The organism is Lentzea sp. NBC_00516 (assembly GCF_036346835.1).
GTDB classification, from domain to species: Bacteria; Actinomycetota; Actinomycetes; order Mycobacteriales; family Pseudonocardiaceae; genus Lentzea; species Lentzea sokolovensis.
Map to the genome: position 1 here is coordinate 8,779,791 of NZ_CP107840.1, position 15,712 is coordinate 8,795,502.

General features: G+C 68.3%; 18 protein-coding genes. 11 read left to right on the top strand and 7 right to left on the bottom strand.

Annotated features, from left to right (window positions below; all coding sequences use genetic code 11):
* Positions 1 to 22 precede the first annotated feature (22 nt).
* The 4 genes from rlmN to OG205_RS40740 all read left to right on the top strand — a co-directional run bounded on the left by rlmN (position 23) and on the right by OG205_RS40740 (position 3,265).
* Positions 23 to 1,129, top strand: a complete 1,107-nt coding sequence (gene rlmN, locus OG205_RS40725; RefSeq protein ID WP_330273124.1) for a 23S rRNA (adenine(2503)-C(2))-methyltransferase RlmN — start codon at positions 23 to 25, stop codon at positions 1,127 to 1,129.
* Between the two features lie 366 nt (positions 1,130 to 1,495).
* A complete protein-coding gene (locus OG205_RS40730) occupies positions 1,496 to 2,131 on the top strand; it encodes a hypothetical protein (RefSeq protein ID WP_330273125.1) in 636 nt (211 codons plus the stop codon).
* Positions 2,128 to 2,802, top strand: coding sequence for a hypothetical protein (locus OG205_RS40735; protein ID WP_330273126.1), 675 nt, complete (start codon positions 2,128 to 2,130; stop codon positions 2,800 to 2,802). Before OG205_RS40730 ends, OG205_RS40735 begins: the two co-directional genes overlap by 4 nt.
* 31 nt (positions 2,803 to 2,833) lie before the next feature.
* Positions 2,834 to 3,265 (top strand): hypothetical protein, encoded by a 432-nt coding sequence (locus OG205_RS40740; RefSeq protein ID WP_330273127.1) that lies wholly within the window; start codon positions 2,834 to 2,836, stop codon positions 3,263 to 3,265.
* Here OG205_RS40740 and OG205_RS40745 read toward each other — a convergent pair.
* Together OG205_RS40745 and OG205_RS40750 are read right to left on the bottom strand one after the other, a co-directional pair.
* Positions 3,262 to 3,753, bottom strand: coding sequence for a beta-class carbonic anhydrase (locus OG205_RS40745; RefSeq protein ID WP_330273128.1), 492 nt, complete (start codon positions 3,751 to 3,753; stop codon positions 3,262 to 3,264). The genes OG205_RS40740 and OG205_RS40745 overlap by 4 nt on opposite strands.
* A gap of 117 nt (positions 3,754 to 3,870) precedes the next feature.
* Complete coding sequence (locus OG205_RS40750) at positions 3,871 to 5,064, bottom strand: RICIN domain-containing protein (protein ID WP_330273129.1); 1,194 nt, start codon at positions 5,062 to 5,064, stop codon at positions 3,871 to 3,873.
* 138 nt (positions 5,065 to 5,202) lie between these two features.
* Between OG205_RS40750 and OG205_RS40755 the strand changes: the two genes are divergently transcribed.
* Entirely contained in the window at positions 5,203 to 6,762 is a 1,560-nt protein-coding gene (locus tag OG205_RS40755) for a serine/threonine-protein kinase (RefSeq protein WP_330273130.1), read from the top strand.
* Here OG205_RS40755 and OG205_RS40760 read toward each other — a convergent pair.
* Positions 6,759 to 7,121 (bottom strand): winged helix-turn-helix transcriptional regulator, encoded by a 363-nt coding sequence (locus OG205_RS40760; protein WP_330278335.1) that lies wholly within the window; start codon positions 7,119 to 7,121, stop codon positions 6,759 to 6,761. The two genes, OG205_RS40755 and OG205_RS40760, sit on opposite strands and share 4 nt — an antisense overlap.
* Positions 7,122 to 7,224: 103 nt before the next feature.
* Here OG205_RS40760 and OG205_RS40765 point away from each other — a divergent pair, with 103 nt between their 5' ends.
* The gene (locus OG205_RS40765; protein ID WP_330273131.1) at positions 7,225 to 8,124 is read left to right on the top strand and encodes an NADP-dependent oxidoreductase; all 900 of its coding nucleotides are present in this window, start codon (positions 7,225 to 7,227) and stop codon (positions 8,122 to 8,124) included.
* Here OG205_RS40765 and OG205_RS40770 read toward each other — a convergent pair.
* A complete protein-coding gene (locus OG205_RS40770; RefSeq protein ID WP_330273132.1) occupies positions 8,121 to 8,378 on the bottom strand; it encodes a DUF2631 domain-containing protein in 258 nt (85 codons plus the stop codon). The two genes, OG205_RS40765 and OG205_RS40770, sit on opposite strands and share 4 nt — an antisense overlap.
* A gap of 155 nt (positions 8,379 to 8,533) precedes the next feature.
* Between OG205_RS40770 and OG205_RS40775 the strand changes: the two genes are divergently transcribed.
* Entirely contained in the window at positions 8,534 to 9,673 is a 1,140-nt protein-coding gene (locus tag OG205_RS40775; RefSeq protein ID WP_330273133.1) for an ABC transporter ATP-binding protein, read from the top strand.
* On the top strand, positions 9,666 to 10,799 hold the full coding sequence (locus OG205_RS40780) for a polyamine ABC transporter substrate-binding protein (protein WP_330273134.1): 1,134 nt from the start codon (positions 9,666 to 9,668) through the stop codon (positions 10,797 to 10,799). The genes OG205_RS40775 and OG205_RS40780 overlap by 8 nt, the downstream gene beginning before the upstream one ends.
* Here OG205_RS40780 and OG205_RS40785 read toward each other — a convergent pair.
* Complete coding sequence (locus OG205_RS40785) at positions 10,786 to 11,898, bottom strand: cytochrome P450 (RefSeq protein WP_330273135.1); 1,113 nt, start codon at positions 11,896 to 11,898, stop codon at positions 10,786 to 10,788. The genes OG205_RS40780 and OG205_RS40785 overlap by 14 nt on opposite strands.
* Entirely contained in the window at positions 11,873 to 12,412 is a 540-nt protein-coding gene (locus OG205_RS40790; protein ID WP_330273136.1) for a TetR/AcrR family transcriptional regulator, read from the bottom strand. The genes OG205_RS40785 and OG205_RS40790 overlap by 26 nt, the downstream gene beginning before the upstream one ends.
* Positions 12,413 to 12,456: 44 nt before the next feature.
* On the opposite strand from OG205_RS40790, the gene OG205_RS40795 reads away from it, so the two are divergent.
* The 3 genes from OG205_RS40795 (at position 12,457) to OG205_RS40805 (ending at position 15,019) form a co-directional block, all read left to right on the top strand.
* Entirely contained in the window at positions 12,457 to 13,296 is an 840-nt protein-coding gene (locus OG205_RS40795) for an ABC transporter permease (RefSeq protein ID WP_330273137.1), read from the top strand.
* Positions 13,293 to 14,099, top strand: coding sequence for an ABC transporter permease (locus OG205_RS40800; RefSeq protein ID WP_330273138.1), 807 nt, complete (start codon positions 13,293 to 13,295; stop codon positions 14,097 to 14,099). Before OG205_RS40795 ends, OG205_RS40800 begins: the two co-directional genes overlap by 4 nt.
* 77 nt (positions 14,100 to 14,176) lie before the next feature.
* Entirely contained in the window at positions 14,177 to 15,019 is an 843-nt protein-coding gene (locus OG205_RS40805; RefSeq protein WP_330273139.1) for an ArsR/SmtB family transcription factor, read from the top strand.
* 68 nt (positions 15,020 to 15,087) lie between these two features.
* On the opposite strand, the gene OG205_RS40810 is transcribed toward OG205_RS40805, so the two are convergent.
* Positions 15,088 to 15,543, bottom strand: a complete 456-nt coding sequence (locus OG205_RS40810) for a hypothetical protein (protein ID WP_330273140.1) — start codon at positions 15,541 to 15,543, stop codon at positions 15,088 to 15,090.
* Between the last annotated feature and the right edge of the window lie 169 nt (positions 15,544 to 15,712).

The window sequence follows — 15,712 nt, forward strand, 5'->3', positions numbered from 1 at the left end:
TTCGTGGGACACTAGATGTGCTATGACCTCGCTTCCCCTTGTCTTCGACGCGCCCAAGCGCGGCCTGCCGCCGCGCCACCTGGTCGACCTCTCACCCGCCCAACGCGCGGAAGCCGTTGCGGCCCTGGGGGAGAAGCCGTTCCGGGCGAAGCAGCTGTCGAACCACTACTTCAGCCGCCTGACCGTCGACCCCGCCGAGATGACCGACATCCCGGCGAGCACGCGCGACAAGCTCGTCGCCGACCTGATGCCGCCGTTGTTCACGGTCGTGCGCAAGGTCACGGCAGATGAGGGCACGACGTCGAAGACGCTGCTGCGCGCGCACGACGGCACGCTCATCGAGTCGGTGCTGATGCGCTACCCGGACCGCGCGACGCTGTGCATCTCGTCGCAGGCCGGCTGCGGCATGGCGTGTCCGTTCTGCGCGACCGGCCAGGGCGGCCTGCAGCGCAACCTGTCGACCGCGGAGATCGTGGACCAGGTGCGGATGGGTGCCGCCGCCATGCGCGACGGCGACCTGCCCGGCGGCCCCGGCCGGCTCTCGAACATCGTGTTCATGGGCATGGGCGAACCGCTCGCGAACTACAAGCGCATCCTCGAGGCCGTTCACCGCATCTGCGACCCGGCGCCGGACGGCCTGGGCATCTCGCAGCGCCACGTGACGGTGTCGACGGTCGGCCTCGTGCCCGCGATCAAGAAGCTGACCGAGGAGGACCTCCAGGTCCGCCTCGCCGTGTCGCTGCACACGCCGGACGACGAGCTGCGCGACACGCTGGTGCCGGTCAACACGAAGTGGAACGTCGCCGAGGTGCTGGAGGCGGCGCGCGGCTACGCGGACAAGACCGGCCGTCGTGTCTCGATCGAGTACGCGCTCATCCGCGACATCAACGACCAGGGCTGGCGGGCGGATCTGCTCGGCAAGAAGCTACGCAAGTACCTCGGGCAGCTCGTGCACGTGAACCTGATCCCGCTGAACCCGACGCCGGGGTCGAAGTGGGACGCGTCGCCGAAGCCGGTGGAGCGGGAGTTCGTGCGGCGGGTGCGGGAGCAGGGTGTCGAGTGCACCGTGCGGGACACGCGAGGTCAGGAGATCGCGGCGGCCTGCGGTCAGCTCGCCGCCGAGGGCTGACCTCTCCGTCCGGTCCTCGTCCTGGGTGGTTTGCGCGGAGCTGTGTGCCTGATGAACCCGAAGCTCGACTGGAGAAGCGGGCGCTGAACCCCGAAGTAGTTCTTCCACCAAGGCGCGCGTCTCGGGCCGTCGTGGACGAGCAAGGTCGCCTCGGCTGGGAGGTTTTCGGCGTCCACCGAGCGCAGTGAGTTCTCCGCTTCGAGCGCGTTGGTGGCGTCGAACGGCTCCTTGAGCAAGTAGATCGAGAAGGGTCTGCTGGGCGCCATGTGCGCAGGGTTCGGCACTGTTGTGGATGGAACGTTGATGCGATGTCGACGTCGAAATCAGTCGCTGAACGCCCACGTCAGCCTCTACCGTTCCCCCGCGATGAGACTCGAGGGGGAACGCTGGCGCACGCTCGTCAGCACGGTGAGGCTGGGGCGGGACGAGTACCGGGTGGTGCGGCCGGCCCGGCCGTTGCGTCATGCGCCGTTGTACGAGGGGTACATGGGCGTCGAGACGTGTGTGGACAAGGCGGCGGCGCTCGACATCGCCATGGCCTGGGCGTTCGCGATGCGGTCGCCGCGCACGTTGGTGTACCTGCCGTTGCGGCGGAGCGACTGCGAGTGCCGGAGCAGCGACGGGCCCGCGTTGGACATGGTGCTGTTGCACCACAGCCTTGGGTTTCGCCTGTCGAGGTGGCGGGACGTGCGTGCCAAGCTTCGGGGTGGGCGGCCGCACACCGTTGTGTGCCAAGGGATGCCGCGAGAGCGGCCGGTGCCGCGATGGAGCCGGGAGATGTTGCGTGGCGAGATCGTGGAAGGCACCGTGTTCGTCGTCGGCAGCAGGTCCACGTTCCAGGCCGGCGGGGAGGCGTTCCGGCAGTTGATCGAGGACTGCCCGCAGCACATGCACGAGGTCCCCGGCACGCACTGCTGTGCTGAGGTCACCGCCAAAGACCAGCATTGGAACTGGCTGCACGTCGTGTATTGCGACGACCACCGGGTGAGCACGCGCAGATGAAACTCGAGGGGGAACGCTGGCGCACGCTTGTCAGCACGGTGAGGCTGGGGCGGGACGAGTACCGGGTGGTGCGGCCGGCCCGGCCGTTGAAGCACGCGCCCATGTACGACACGTACGACGGGTTTCGGGGCGTGCAGCTGATCGTGGACAAGTCCGCGGCACTGGAACTGGCGATGGCGTGGGAGTTCGCGATGCGGTCGCCGCGCACGTTGGTCTACTTGCCGTTGCGTGAGACCGAGTACGACTGCCGGTCGTTCGGGGCGGACGATGAGCCGTTGCTGGACCTCGTGTTGATGCACCACAGTCTCGGGTTTCCGCCGTCACGGTGGAAAGAGGTGCGGGCCCGGCTCGGGCGGGGAAGGCCGCACACCGTCCAAAGCAGAGGGTTCCCGGCGGTCGAAAGCCTGCTGACACCGGATCATCAACCGCTGCGCCGTGCCTACCGCGACGTCGTGCGGCACCACTTCGCGGCGGACACGTTGTTCCTCACCGGGAGCTGGAAGTCGTTCGCGCTCAACGGAGACCGGTGGCGTGAGCTGATCGAGGACGGGCCGCGGCACATGCACGAGAACCCTGGCGAGCACGTCTGCGCGGACATCGCGGTCGAGCGGATCTGGGACTGGATGCACGTCGCCTACTGCGACGAGCATCGGGTCAGTGCGAACACCTGACGCAGGGCCGGGATTCTGCGAAACTCCGATCATGGGAGTGATGTACGACTACTTCGCCGCGCCGTCGGACGAGCTCGCGGCCGCCACGATCGACGACGGGCCCGTGAGCAGTCCGTTCAGGACGGTCGAGACCAAGTCCCTCGATCCTGTTGTGGTGATGGGGCAGCTGGAAGAGTTGCTCACCGGCAGGCCCTACGACGAGGTGTTCGAGGACCCGCGGTGCGGTGACGACCTGGCCATCGAAGATGACGGTGAGAGGTTGGTCCTCACCGTCACCGACGGGCTGAGGGACGGGCTTGCCGAAGCGGGCGAGCTGACCGATGTCGCCGTGGCCTGGGCGCAGATCGAGGAGCTGAACGGGTCCGATCCCGTCGTGCTGGCCGAGATCCTGCGTGAGCTCCAAGCGCTGGCGGCGGAGGCGGTCAAGAACGAGGAACGGCTCTACTGCTGGGTGTGCATTTAGGGCTTCACCTCGGTCAGCACGCCGGTCGCCACGTCGAACACGAAGCCGCGCACGGAGTCCTTCACCGGCACGAACAGGTTGCCGACGATGCGCGCGAGAGACTGGCGCACGTCCTCCTCCAGGTCGCCGAACGCTTCGGCGGCCCAGGAGGGCTTGATGCCGACCTCGTCCTGGATCGAGCGCTTGAACTCGTCGTCGGTGAACGTCAGCATGCCGCAGTCGGTGTGGTGGATGAGGATGATCTCGCGGGTGCCGAGCAGGCGCTGGCTGATGGCGAGCGAACGGATCTCGTCCTCGGTCACGACGCCGCCGGCGTTGCGGATGACGTGTGCCTCGCCCTCCTGAAGGCCCAGCACGCGGTACACGTCGATGCGGGCGTCCATGCACGCCAGGACGGCCACGTGCTTGGCCGGTGGCAGGGGGAGCGGGCCGGAGAACTGGGCGGCGTACGTGGCGTTGTTGGCGAGCAGTTCGTCGGTCACCGACATGATTCATGTCCTCTCACCTGGATGTACAGGTGAGCAAACTGTTGTATGCGCATACCTGCAACCGCGCCCGAAGGGTGAGAAAGGCCCCCACTCAGACACAAGCGGGGGCCGACACATCTACAGCTGCCAGTTCTGGTTCGCGCCGCCCGTGCACGTCCAGATGTTCAGCTTCGTGCCGTCAGCGGAGGAGTTGCCGGCGGCGTCGAGGCACTTGCCGGACTGCGGGTTGCGCAACGTGGTGCCGACGCGCGACCACACCTGCGCGCTGGTTCCGTTGCACGTCCACAAATGCACGACCGTTCCGTCCGCGACGCCGGACCCGTTGACGTCCATGCACTTTCCCAAGGCGCGCAACGTGTCCCCGACTCGTGACCACTGCTGGGCGCCGCTGCCGTTGCAGCCCCAGAGCTGGATCGCGGTGCCGTCGGCGGTGCCGGAGTTGCTGATGTCGACGCACTTTCCGCCCACACCCACGATCGTGCCGGAGCCCGACGAGGTCAGGAACTGGCTGCGCGCCACGTTCCAGTGCGTCGCCAGATAGGAACCAGAAGCAGGGTTGGTGTGGAAGTAGTCGTCGCCGCCGCAGTCGAGCTGGTTCTCCGGGGCGCCGGGGCAGACGTTCACCAGGCCGCCGGGCGGGTTCGGGATGCCGCCGTCGTTGTAACACATGATGTCCTGGTCGTCCCAGCAGTGACCGAACGCCGTGGAGTGCGGTGCCGACCGTTGCACGGCGCCCAGCGTGTGCAGCAGTTCGTGGCCGCTGGCCTGCCACGTCCAGCAGCCCGTTCCCACTGCGGCGTAGGAAGGTCCCGAGTTGTAGCCGTTGTCGGCACCGGGACGGTCGTCGCCCGGCGCGCCCCACGCCACGCCGCAACCGCCGGAGTCGTGCCAGAACAGGTACTTGCGATCGGTGCGGTTGTAGCCGCGAGCAGCCAGTTGATCCGCGACAGCCGAAGGGGAAGACATCGCCGACTGGGGAACGACAACGTTGTCGACCTTCGCGCGACAGTCGGCCTGCGTCACGAAACGCACGTGCCGAACGCCGCCGCCCAGGCGTGAGGCCGCCTCGACGAACGAGTTGTCGATCTGGTCGGCGAACGTCTGGAACTGGGCCACGAGCTGCGGATACCGGTCCGCGGACTGATCGCCGCGCACGTACACGGCCTGAACGCGCTTGCCGCTCACCCCGTCGCCATCACACACGACGGACTGTGCGGAGAAGGTGGGCGAAGGCTGCCGGAACTCGTCCGGCAGGTCGTCCACGATGGGACTGAGCAGGGACAACGCCGCGAGCAACACGCCAAAAGACATGAGAAAGACCGCCTTCAACGCGATGACAGGGAAGCGGTCTAGACCATCTCGAACGGTAGCGAACCCCGCACGCACTGTCAGCGGACAGAACCGGACAGGAAACCGGCCGACGCGACCGTGCGGCTACCATGCGGCGTCGTGGGGGAAGACACGAGGCTGGTCGCGGGCAGATACGCGACGATCCGGGAGCTGGGCCGGGGCGGCATGGGGGTCGTCTGGCTCGCCGAGGACCGGGTCATCGGACGGCAGGTCGCGCTCAAGGAGCTGCGGACCACCGAGACCGAGCGCGTGCTGCGGGAGGCCCGCACGGCAGGCCGCCTGAACAGCCCGAACGTCGTCGGCATCTACGACGTCATCGTCGAGCACGGCGTGACCTACCTGGTCATGGAGCTCGTCGAGGCGCCCACGCTCTCCGAGGTCATGACCCGCAGGGCTCTCACCGAGGACGAGGTCGCGGACATCGGCCTGCAGACGCTCAACGCGCTCGAAGCGGCGCACGCGGCGGGCATCGTGCACCGGGACGTCAAGCCCAGCAACATCATGGTGCTGCCCGACGGACGCGTGAAGCTCGCCGACTTCGGCATCGCCCGCGCGATGGACGATCCGGGACTGACCGCGACCGGCGGCATCATGGGCTCGCCCGGCTACATGGCGCCGGAACTGTTCGCGGGCAAGCAACCTTCGCCGGCGAGCGACCTGTGGGCGTTGGGCGCCACCATGTTCCACGCGATCGAGGGCCGCTCGCCGTTCCAGCGCGACACGACCGCGGCCACCATGCACGCGATCATGTACGAGGAGCCGGTCCTGCAACGGACCAGGGGCCCGCTCGCCGACACGATCATGGCGTTGCTGGCTCAGGACGACACCCACCGTCTCACCGCGGCCCAGTTGCGGGAACGACTCAGCGGCGCCACGAAGACGGTCAAGCCGCTGACGCCGTCCGAGCAGACGGTGGTGATCGAACCGGTCACCGCCTACGTCGCGCCGAACACCCCGACGCACGCCGACTGGGACGAGAAGCCCAAGTCCCGCAAGAAGATCGGGGTGTTCGCCGGTGCCGCGGCCGCGGTCGTGGTGATCGCGCTCACCGCGGTGTTCCTCCTCAAGCCGGAGACCCAGCGGGGCACGGCCGCCGCACAGCAGGGGCCGAGCTCGGAACAGCCGTCGTCGAACGCGAGCAGCACCGCGTCGAGCGCACCGGCGAGCAGCAGCAGTGCCGCGCCGAGCAGCAGCGCGGTGCCGTCGTCCAGCCAGGCGAAGCCCTCCCAGGCGACGCAACCGGCCCAGCCGCCGACGACGCAGCCGAAGCCGCCGCGCGAGACGCTGGTGCTGACCCGTCACCTGAAGGCGGGTGGCTTTCACTTCAGCGGCACGTCACGCGTGGCGACGCCGGCCGGGTTCGCGGCGGAGGCGAACACCCTCGGCAAGCTACTCGCGAAGGAGGAGGCGGGCACGAAGCCGCTCTACGCCTGCCGCCTCAACGGGTCCGAGGACCACATGACCTCGGTCTCGCCCACCTGCGAAGGTCAGACGGTCGTCAGCGCCGCCCCGCTCGGCCACGTCTTCACCGGCAAGCCCGCCGACGTGCCCGCGCTGCCGCTGTACCGCTGTCTGTTCAAGGGCACGCACTTCGACTCGCTCGACGTGAACTGCGAGGGCTATCAGCGGGAGTTCCAGTTCGGCTGGGTCGTCGGCTAGCGGGCCGTGGCGGGTTCCAGGCCGAGCGGTTCGGAACCGTCGAACGTCTCGCGCGCCTCGGCCACGGACTCGTAGTTCTTCTGCGCCCACAACCGCAGTGCGGCCAGCGGCTCCGTGACGCTGCGCCCGAGTTCGGTCAGCTCGTACTCGACGCGCAACGGCACCGAGGGGTACACCGTGCGCGTGACGAGCCCATCGCGCTCCAACGTGCGCAACGTCTGCGTGAGCATCTTCTGGCTGACGCCCTCCAGCCGGCGCTTGAGCTCACCGAACCGCTTGGGCCCGTCCTCCAGGTCGCCGATCACCAGCGCCGTCCACTTCGACGCGACCATGTCCAGCAGGTCGCGGCACGGGCACATCTTGAGATAAACGTCCCTGATCACGGCTAGTTTCTACCAGGTACCTAGTGCACTAGATAGTGCCTGATTGCGAAGAGTGACCAACTCTCCCATGCTGGACAGCATGCGAGCGATCATCCAGAACGAGTTCGGCGGCCCTCTCACCCTCAGCGACGTGCCCAAGCCCGCGCCGCTCCCGACGGAGGTCCTGGTCAGGGTGCACGCGGCCGGCGTCAACCCGGTCGACTGGAAGACCCGGGCCGGCAGCGGCATGGCCGGGATGCAGACCTTCCCGTTCATCAACGGCTGGGACGTCTCCGGTGTGGTCGAGGAGGTCGGCTTCGGTGTCACGACCCTCAAGCCCGGCGACGAGGTCTACGGCATGCCGTGGTTCCCGCGCGCCGCGAGCGCCTACGCCGAGTACGTCACCGCGCCGTCCCGCCACTTCGCGAAGAAGCCGACGAGCCTCACCCACGTCGAGGCGGCCGCGTTGCCCCTCGCCGCGCTCACCGCGTGGCAGATCCTCGTCGACACGGCGGACGTGCAGCCGGGGCAGAAGGTGCTGATCACGGCCGCGGCAGGCGGTGTCGGCCACCTCGCGGTCCAGATCGCGAAGGCGCATGGCGCGTATGTCATCGGCACGGCGCGTGAGCCCAAGCACGCGTTCCTGAAGGAGATCGGCACCGACGAGGTGATCGACTACACGCAGGGCGACTACGCGGGCAACGACGTCGACCTGTTCGTCGACCTGGTCGGCGGCGCGTCACCGGACTCGGTGCGTCCCGGCGGGTTGTTCGTCGGCGTGCCGTCCGGAGTGGACAGGCCGATCCGCGATGACATCAGGACCAGTCCGATCCTGGTCGAACCCGACCGCGCGGGCCTGCGGGCGATCGCGGCGCTGGTCGAGTCGGGCGAGCTCAAGGTGCACGTCGCCGCGACGTTCCCCCTGGAGGACGCCGGACAAGCACATGCCCTGGGCGAGACTGGCCGCACCCAGGGCAAGATCGTGCTCGAGACGCTCTAACGGCGCCAGGACGTCCGGCGGCGAGCCGTGTCCCAGACCAGGAAGACGATGATCGAGACGCCCGTGGCGATGAGGAAGATGTTCTCGGTCTTGCCGTGGTGGTTGCCGATCAGCATCAGGAAGCAGAAGCCGGCCGAGAGCCAGCCCGCGATGCGGGTGCCCTTGGGGAACGTGCCGTGCCAGCCCCACTCGTGCGACGGTTCCTCGTGAGGGTCGACGGCAGGACGCTTGTCCAGTTCCGAGGACGTAGCCACGGTTTCCTCCACTGCTCATCCGGATTACGAGGTCATCGTCGCACATGACGGCGAGCGCGGAGGTGTGAGGTCGCGCGCGCACGACTGACGAGCGAGGTCGCACGGGTTTAGGCTCTTCGAGGCCTACCCGTTCGATCTTGCGAAGGCGCCTCGACTTGACCGGCTTCTCTCCCGCCGAGGCCTCCACCCCGGACACGTTCGCCCCCGTCGAGATCGGTCTCCACGGCGTGCGCAAGCGCTTCTCCGACCAGGTGGCGGTCGACGGCGTCTCGCTGAACGTCCACGAGGGCGAGTTCTTCTCGGTGCTCGGCCCGTCCGGCTGCGGCAAGACCACGGTCCTGCGCATGATCGCCGGTTTCGTCGACCCCGACGAGGGCCGCATCGAGCTCGACGGCAACGACATGGTGGGCGTCCCTCCCTATCGGCGGGACGTCAACACCGTCTTCCAGTCGTACGCCCTGTTCCCGCACATGTCGGTGTGGGACAACGTCGCCTACGGCCTCAAGCGCAAGAAGATCCGCGGCGACGAGCTGGAGAAACGCGTCGGCGAGCACCTCGAACTGGTGCGGTTGTCGCAGTTCGCCAAGCGCAGGCCCACGCAGCTCTCCGGTGGTCAGCAGCAGCGCGTCGCCATCGCTCGTGCGCTCGCGGCCGGTCCACAGCTGCTTCTGCTGGACGAACCGCTCGGCGCGCTCGACGCCAAGCTCCGCAAGGAGTTGCAGATCGAGCTGATGCGCATCCAGCGCGAGGTCGGCACGACGTTCCTCTACGTCACGCACGACCAGGAAGAGGCGCTGGTCCTCTCGCATCGGATCGCCGTGATGAACGCGGGCAAGATCGAACAGGTCGGCTACCCGGAGGACGTCTACGAACGTCCCGCGACCCGGTTCGTCGCCGGGTTCATCGGCACGTCGAACATCCTCGACGCCGAGGTGTCCGGTGTGGACGGTGAGTTCGCCGCGCTGACGGCTCCCGGCGCCACGAACCTGCGTGCCAAGTTCTCCGGCAAGGTCAGCCACGGCCAGAAGGTCGCCGCGACGGTGCGCCCGGAGAAGGTGCACCTGTTCAACGAGACCGCCGAGCCGCCGACGGGCTGGTGCGTGCTCCAGGGCGTCGTTCAGGACGTCGTCTACACCGGCGTTTCCACGCAGTTCGTGGTCGACACCCCCGGCGGTGTGCTCACGGCGTTCGTGCAGAACGCCCAGCGCATCGACGACGCCGGCGCGCCCGGCCAGACGGTGCGGATGGCCTGGGACCCCGAGTTCACCGTGCTGCTGGAGCAGAAGGATGGCTGAGCACGTCCGGATCGCCCGGCTGTGGGACGTCGACAGCCCTCGGGTGACCCGCCGCACGATGCTGGGCTCGATGGCCTTCTTCGCGCTCGCCGCCTGCGCGGTCGGTCCCGCGCCCACGAACACCGGCGGTCCGAGCGCGGGCAAGGCCGTGAACCTGACCGACGAGCCCCAGCTCAACTTCTACAACTGGACCGACTACATCGCGCCGGAGACGTTGCCCGGCTTCACGGCCATGAGCGGCATCGAGGTCACCTACGACAACTTCTCCACCAACGACGAGATGGAAGCCAAGATCGCGTCCGGCCAGGCGGGTTACGACCTGGTGGTGCCGAGCGACAACTTCCTCCGCCGGTTCCTGCGGTCCGGTCTCCTGCAGCCGCTGGACCACGACGCGATCGGCAACCTGCGCAACCTGGAGCAGCGGTTCGCCGAGGCCGAGTACGACCCCGGCAACAGGTACTCCGTGCCGTGGGCCTGGGGCACAACGGGTCTGGCGTACTCGAAGTCGCAGATCGGCGGCGACGTCACCGGGTTCGACGCCTTCGACCTGCCGAACGCGCAGGGCCGCAGCTCGATCCTCGACGAGGCCCGCGACGGCATGGCGATCGGGCTCTTGAAACTCGGCCACGACCCGAACACCACAGACGCGAAGCAGATCGACGACGCGGCGAACTTCCTGCTGTCGTTGAAGAAGAAGCTCGGCCAGATCACCTCCGACGTGATCGAACCGCTGACCTCGGGCCAGGTGCGGCTCGCGCAGTCGTACTCCGGTGACGCGTTCCAGGCGCGTGCCGCCAACGACGACATCGGGTACGCCATCCCGACCGAGGGCGGACTGTCCTACGTGGACCTGCTCGTCATCCCGAAGGACGCGCCGCACGCCGGGAACGCGCACCGGTTCATCGACTACGTCCTCGGTGCGGAAGCGGGTGCGGCGCTGTCCAACGCCGTCCGGTACGGCAGTCCCAACGCCGCCGCGAAGCCGTTGATCGACAAGGAACTGCTGAACGACCCGGTGGTCTACCCACCGGACGAACAGCTGGCGAAGCTCCCGTTCACCAAGGACCTCGGCGGCGACGCCGAAGCGCTCTACGCCGACGCGTGGACGAAGGTCAAGACCGGCTGACGGGGAACGACTTCATCCCGCGGATCACCACCGAGTCGCGGAACGCCACCGGACCCGTCTGCCGCAGATCCGGCATCCGGCGGGCCAGCGCGCGGAACGCCACCTCGCCCTCCATCCTGGCGAGCGTCGCGCCCAGGCAGTAGTGGACGCCGCTGGAGAACGCGAGGTGCTCCGGCTTGTGCACCCGCATCACGTCGAACTTGTGCGCCTCCGGATAGACCTCGGGGTCGCGGTTCCCGGCGCCGATCAGCAGCGTCACCATCTCGTCCTTGCCGATCTCGCCGACCTGTTCGTGCGCGATCCTGCTGGTCAGCTGCACCGGCGGCGCCCAACGCAGCGTCTCCTCGACGACCGCGGACGCGAGCTCGGGATTGGCCTGGAAGAGCTTCCACTGCGACGGGTGGTCGAGCAGCGCGCGCGTGCCGTTGCCGATCAGGTTCACCGTGGTCTCGAAGCCCGCGACCAGCAGCAACACCAGCGTGCCGAGCATTTCCCGCGCCGTGAGCTTCTGCTCGGCCTCGGCGGCCACGAGCGAGCTGATCACGTCGTCGCCGGGCGTCCTGCGGCGTTGCGCGATGAGCCGATCGAACAGCTCCAGCACCTTGTCGTTGGCGTTGGCCATCTCCGCGGTGACGCCCGAGTCGAACGAGGCCGCGACCAGCGCGCCGTAGTCCGCGAACTCGGCCGTGTCGGCGTCCGGGATGCCGAGCAGGTCGCTGATCACCGAGATCGGCAACGGCGCCGCGAAGTCCGTGATCAGGTCGAACTCGTCCTTGTCGAGCAACGACTCCGCGACCTTCTCGACGCGCGTCCGATACTCGTCGATCTTCTTCGGGCTGAACGCCGGCGTGGCGATCCGGCGCAGCCGCGTGTGGTCCGGCGGGTCGAGCTCCAGGAACGACTCGGGCAGCAGGCTGCCGTTGCCCGGATAGCTGCCGTCGGCGAACCGGACGCCGAACCGCCGGTCGCGCAGGATCTTGTTGATCAGCGGGTGGCTCGTCGTCACCCAGAGGCCACCGTCCTTGGACAGTGGCCCGTGCGCGCGCAGCCGTTCGTAGATCGGATGCGGGTCTTCATGTCCGGTCAGTTGCTCCAGCACTGTTTACCCCCTCGAACACCGTGGTCAGCACGAACCGGGGAGCGTCCAGCGGCGCGATACGGCCGTCGCTGATCGCCTCCCAGGCGTTGAAGAGCCCGGCGTAGAGGGTGTTCAGGATCCACCACGCGGGCAGGTCGCGGCGCAGTCTCGTGCCCTGCAGCCGGGTGATCAGGTCGAGCACGGGCCGGTCCATCCCACGGATGCGGGCCGCGAGTTCCTCGTCGCGGTCGAGGCCGGGGAAGCGGAGCAGGAACTCCACCCGCGGACCGAGAGTGACCAGGCGCGTAATGAGGTCTTCCAGTGCGTCATCGCTGTCGAAGTCGACGTGGCACGCCACCGAGTCGATCAGGTCCAGCGCGTCGCTCGCGAGGGCGCGGACCAGCGCCGTCCGGGTGGGAAAGCGCTTGTGGAGTGTGGTCCTGCCGACACCGGCGGCCCGCGCGACGTCGCCCAGGGACGCGGTCGGGTCCTTGAGCAGCACGGATGTCGCCGTCTGCAACAGGTGAACACTCATGTTCACAACGGTACACGGATGTTCGCGTGGCAAGATGTGTGCTCGTGCTCCGACGCTGGCTGAAGGCCAACGCCCTCCTCGCCCCGACCGGGCTCTGGCTGGGATTCTTCCTGATCGCGCCGCTCGTCGTGGTCGTCGAGTTCAGCTTCGCGACGCGCAACACGGGGGTCGCCCGCGCGGTGCTGCCGTGGACGACGCAGGCGTACCTGACGGCGCTGGACCCGGCGTTCCTGCCGATCTTCGGACGGACCCTGCTGTACGCCGGCGCCACGACCGTCGCCTGTCTGCTGCTCGGCTTTCCGCTGGCGTGGTTCATCGCGCGGCACGGCGGCAGGTACCGCACGGCGTTGCTCGCGGCGGTGCTGATCCCGTTCTGGTCGAGCTACCTCGCGCGGATCTACGCGTGGAAGGCGCTGCTGGACGGAGAAGGGCTCGTGAACACCGTGCTCGGGTGGGTCGGGCTGGACCGCGACGGCGGTTTTCTGCTCACGCATGGAGCGGTGATTCTCGGTCTGACGTACGGCTTTCTGCCGTTCATGGTGCTGCCGCTGTACGTGGCGTGCGAGCGGTTCGACGTCCGGTTGATGGAGGCGTCGTACGACCTCGGGCACGGGCGCGTGTCGACGTTCTTCCGCGTGGTGCTGCCGGGGGTGTTGAGCGGTGTGCTGGCCGGGTCGTTGCTGGTGCTGGTGCCCGCGGCCGGTGACTTCGTGACGCCGAAGCTGCTCGGCGGCGTCGAGCAGTCGACGTTCGGGTCGGTGATCGACGACCAGTTCCGCGGCGGCAACAACTGGCCGCTGGGCTCGGCGATGGCCGTGCTGCTGCTCGTGCTGGTGGTGTTCGTGCTCGTGTTGCGCGGGCGGCGTGGGGAGGACGTGCTGTGAACCGTCGTCCGTGGGCGCTCGGTGCTGTCGTGGCCCTGGTCTTCCTGTTCTTGTACGCACCGATCGCGTGGCTCGCCATCGCGTCGTTCAACTCGTCGCGGTCGTTGTCGCGGATCAGCGGGTTCTCTTTGCAGTGGTATGCGGAACTGCTCGACGACACGCGCGTTTTCGCGTCGTTGCAGCTGACCTTGCAACTGGCGCTGGCGTCGGCGGCGATCTCGACGGTGATCGGGACGCTGGCGGCGTTCGGTCTGCGGCGCGCGTTTCCCGGCCGTGGGCTCTGGACGGTGTTGCTGTCACTGCCTTTGGTGGTGCCCGAGGTCGTCATGGGCGTGGCGATGCTGGGGTTCTTCGTGCGGCTCGCCGGGATTCCGCTCGGGTTCGGCGCGTTGTTGTTCGCGCACGTGGCGTTCTCGCTGAGCTTCGTGGTCGTGGTGGTGCGGTCGCGGGTGTCCGGAATGGACGTTCGGATGGAGGAGGCCGCGGCCGACCTCGGGGCGTCGCCGTTCGTGGCCTTCCGGACCGTGACGCTGCCGCTGGTGGCGCCCGCGGTGGTGGCGGGCGCGGCGTTCGCGTTCCTGCTGTCGTTCGACGACGTGGTGATCTCGTCGTACCTGACCGGGGTCGGGTCGACGACGTTGCCGGTGTTCGTCTACGCGCAGGCGTCGAAACGCGGGATCTCGCCGGAGATCGTGGCGCTGTCGACGTTGATGGTGACCGCGACGGCGCTGCTTCTGGTCATCGGCGTGGTGATCGCGTCGTGGCGGGCGCGCAAGGCGGGAGCTGTCGCTCGGCTGGCCTAACTTCTTGCCAGGGCTGTATCTCCGCCTCGGCGCGGATGACTTCTCCGGTGTAGGCCAGTTCCTTGGGGGAGGACGACGTGCCGCAGTTGCACATCCATTTCACTGATCGGGACGTCGCGCACACGCGGTTGAAACTGGAAGCCGACCTGAGGTGGGAGATCGCCGGCAGCGCTCAGATGCTGCGACGCGGGGAATGCGACCTGTCTTTCGAGCCGTGGCGCCGACATGTGCGCGAGGTGGCCGCACGCGACCCGGATCTGCGGATGGCACTGCACACCGTGATGACAGCGGCGCCGCACGCCGCATGTTGCTGGCCGGACGACCTCTCCACGACCGGGTCCGCCGCGCTTCGTCAGGCTTTGCACGTCTACCGCCGGTGCGTGATCGAGCCGCACCTGCCGATCATCGAGGACGGCCTGTGCACCGATGCGGCGGCCAGGATCCACCAGTACCTGCACCTCGGCCCGGAAGGACTGCTGAGGTCGCTCGGGGACGCCGCCCGATGGCATCCGCCGGTGCTGTCCGTCGACCACGCGCACGACCGCGACCTGCACCTCGGCGGCCGGGGTCTCACCCTGATCCCCTGCTACTTCGCCCTGCGCCACCCGGTGGCCCTGGCCGATCCGCCGGCGCTGGTCTTCCCGATCCGGACCGAGTCCCGCCTGCTGGCCGGCGGGCGAGCGGGCGGTGATCAGCTGACCGCACTGCTGGGCGCCACCAGGGCGTCGATCCTGAGGTCGGTGATCGGCGGGAGCACCACCACCAGGCTGGCGAGGCTGGTGGGCGTCGCCCCCGCCACGGTGAGCCATCACACCGGCGTACTGCGCGAGGCGGGTCTCATCGCCACCGAACGAGAGGAGAACTTCGCCCGGCACCTGATCACCCCGTTGGGACTGCGGGTGCTGGCAGCCGGTCGATGAACGCGGCCGAGGGCCGTCCGGCAGCGTCCACTTCGGACGCTGCCGGACGGCCCTCGGCTGTCAGCCGGTCACCAGCAGGTGTTCCCGGTGACCCACTTGTGGGAGCGGATCAGCGCGTTCGGGAAGTTCGGCGCTTCCGCGCCTCGCACGACGTAGTAGGCGACGCTCCCGGTGTAGTTCGCGCCCGGATACAGGCACACCCTGGCGTAGGCCGTGCTGGCACCGGCGTTCTCGACCGCCCGCACCTGACGGCTCCCCGACCAGGAGCACCTGACGTCCCCGCCCCGCCAGTCGGGGTCGGCGGTGCCCCAGCTGCAGCGGCTGCTGCTGCCGTCGCCGACCGGCCACGCGCACATGTTGCCGCTGCCGCACGACAGGGCCTGAGCCGAGACGTCGGACACCGGCGCGCCCACCTCGGCCGGACCGCTCAGGTTGATCTCGGCCGGCGTCGCCGCTGCCGCCGTCCCCAGCAACGACATCAGCGCCAAGGCGGCGGCGAACAGCACACACAACGCTTTTCTCATGTTTCCCCCTGAGATTGATGTGCAGGGGGCGGAGTATGCCGAGATGATCATGGGCCGAACGGGTCCTTCGACCCTCGTCTAAGTGGTTCCACGCGGCCTGGATCAACCACGGAGTCAACTTTCGTCGCGTCAATTCGATACTCCAGCGTGCCGCGCGGACATGGGACGT

What these genes read in the sequence shown, in the direction of transcription:
- rlmN (WP_330273124.1), top strand. Translation starts at nt 23, where the DNA reads ATGACCTCGCTTCCCCTTGTCTTCGACGCGCCCAAGCGCGGCCTGCCG.
- OG205_RS40730 (WP_330273125.1), top strand. Translation starts at nt 1,496, where the DNA reads ATGAGACTCGAGGGGGAACGCTGGCGCACGCTCGTCAGCACGGTGAGG.
- OG205_RS40735 (WP_330273126.1), top strand. Translation starts at nt 2,128, where the DNA reads ATGAAACTCGAGGGGGAACGCTGGCGCACGCTTGTCAGCACGGTGAGG.
- OG205_RS40740 (WP_330273127.1), top strand. Translation starts at nt 2,834, where the DNA reads ATGGGAGTGATGTACGACTACTTCGCCGCGCCGTCGGACGAGCTCGCG.
- OG205_RS40745 (WP_330273128.1), bottom strand. Translation starts at nt 3,753, where the DNA reads ATGTCGGTGACCGACGAACTGCTCGCCAACAACGCCACGTACGCCGCC.
- OG205_RS40750 (WP_330273129.1), bottom strand. Translation starts at nt 5,064, where the DNA reads ATGTCTTTTGGCGTGTTGCTCGCGGCGTTGTCCCTGCTCAGTCCCATC.
- OG205_RS40760 (WP_330278335.1), bottom strand. Translation starts at nt 7,121, where the DNA reads ATGTGCCCGTGCCGCGACCTGCTGGACATGGTCGCGTCGAAGTGGACG.
- OG205_RS40765 (WP_330273131.1), top strand. Translation starts at nt 7,225, where the DNA reads ATGCGAGCGATCATCCAGAACGAGTTCGGCGGCCCTCTCACCCTCAGC.
- OG205_RS40780 (WP_330273134.1), top strand. Translation starts at nt 9,666, where the DNA reads ATGGCTGAGCACGTCCGGATCGCCCGGCTGTGGGACGTCGACAGCCCT.
- OG205_RS40790 (WP_330273136.1), bottom strand. Translation starts at nt 12,412, where the DNA reads ATGAGTGTTCACCTGTTGCAGACGGCGACATCCGTGCTGCTCAAGGAC.
- OG205_RS40810 (WP_330273140.1), bottom strand. Translation starts at nt 15,543, where the DNA reads ATGAGAAAAGCGTTGTGTGTGCTGTTCGCCGCCGCCTTGGCGCTGATG.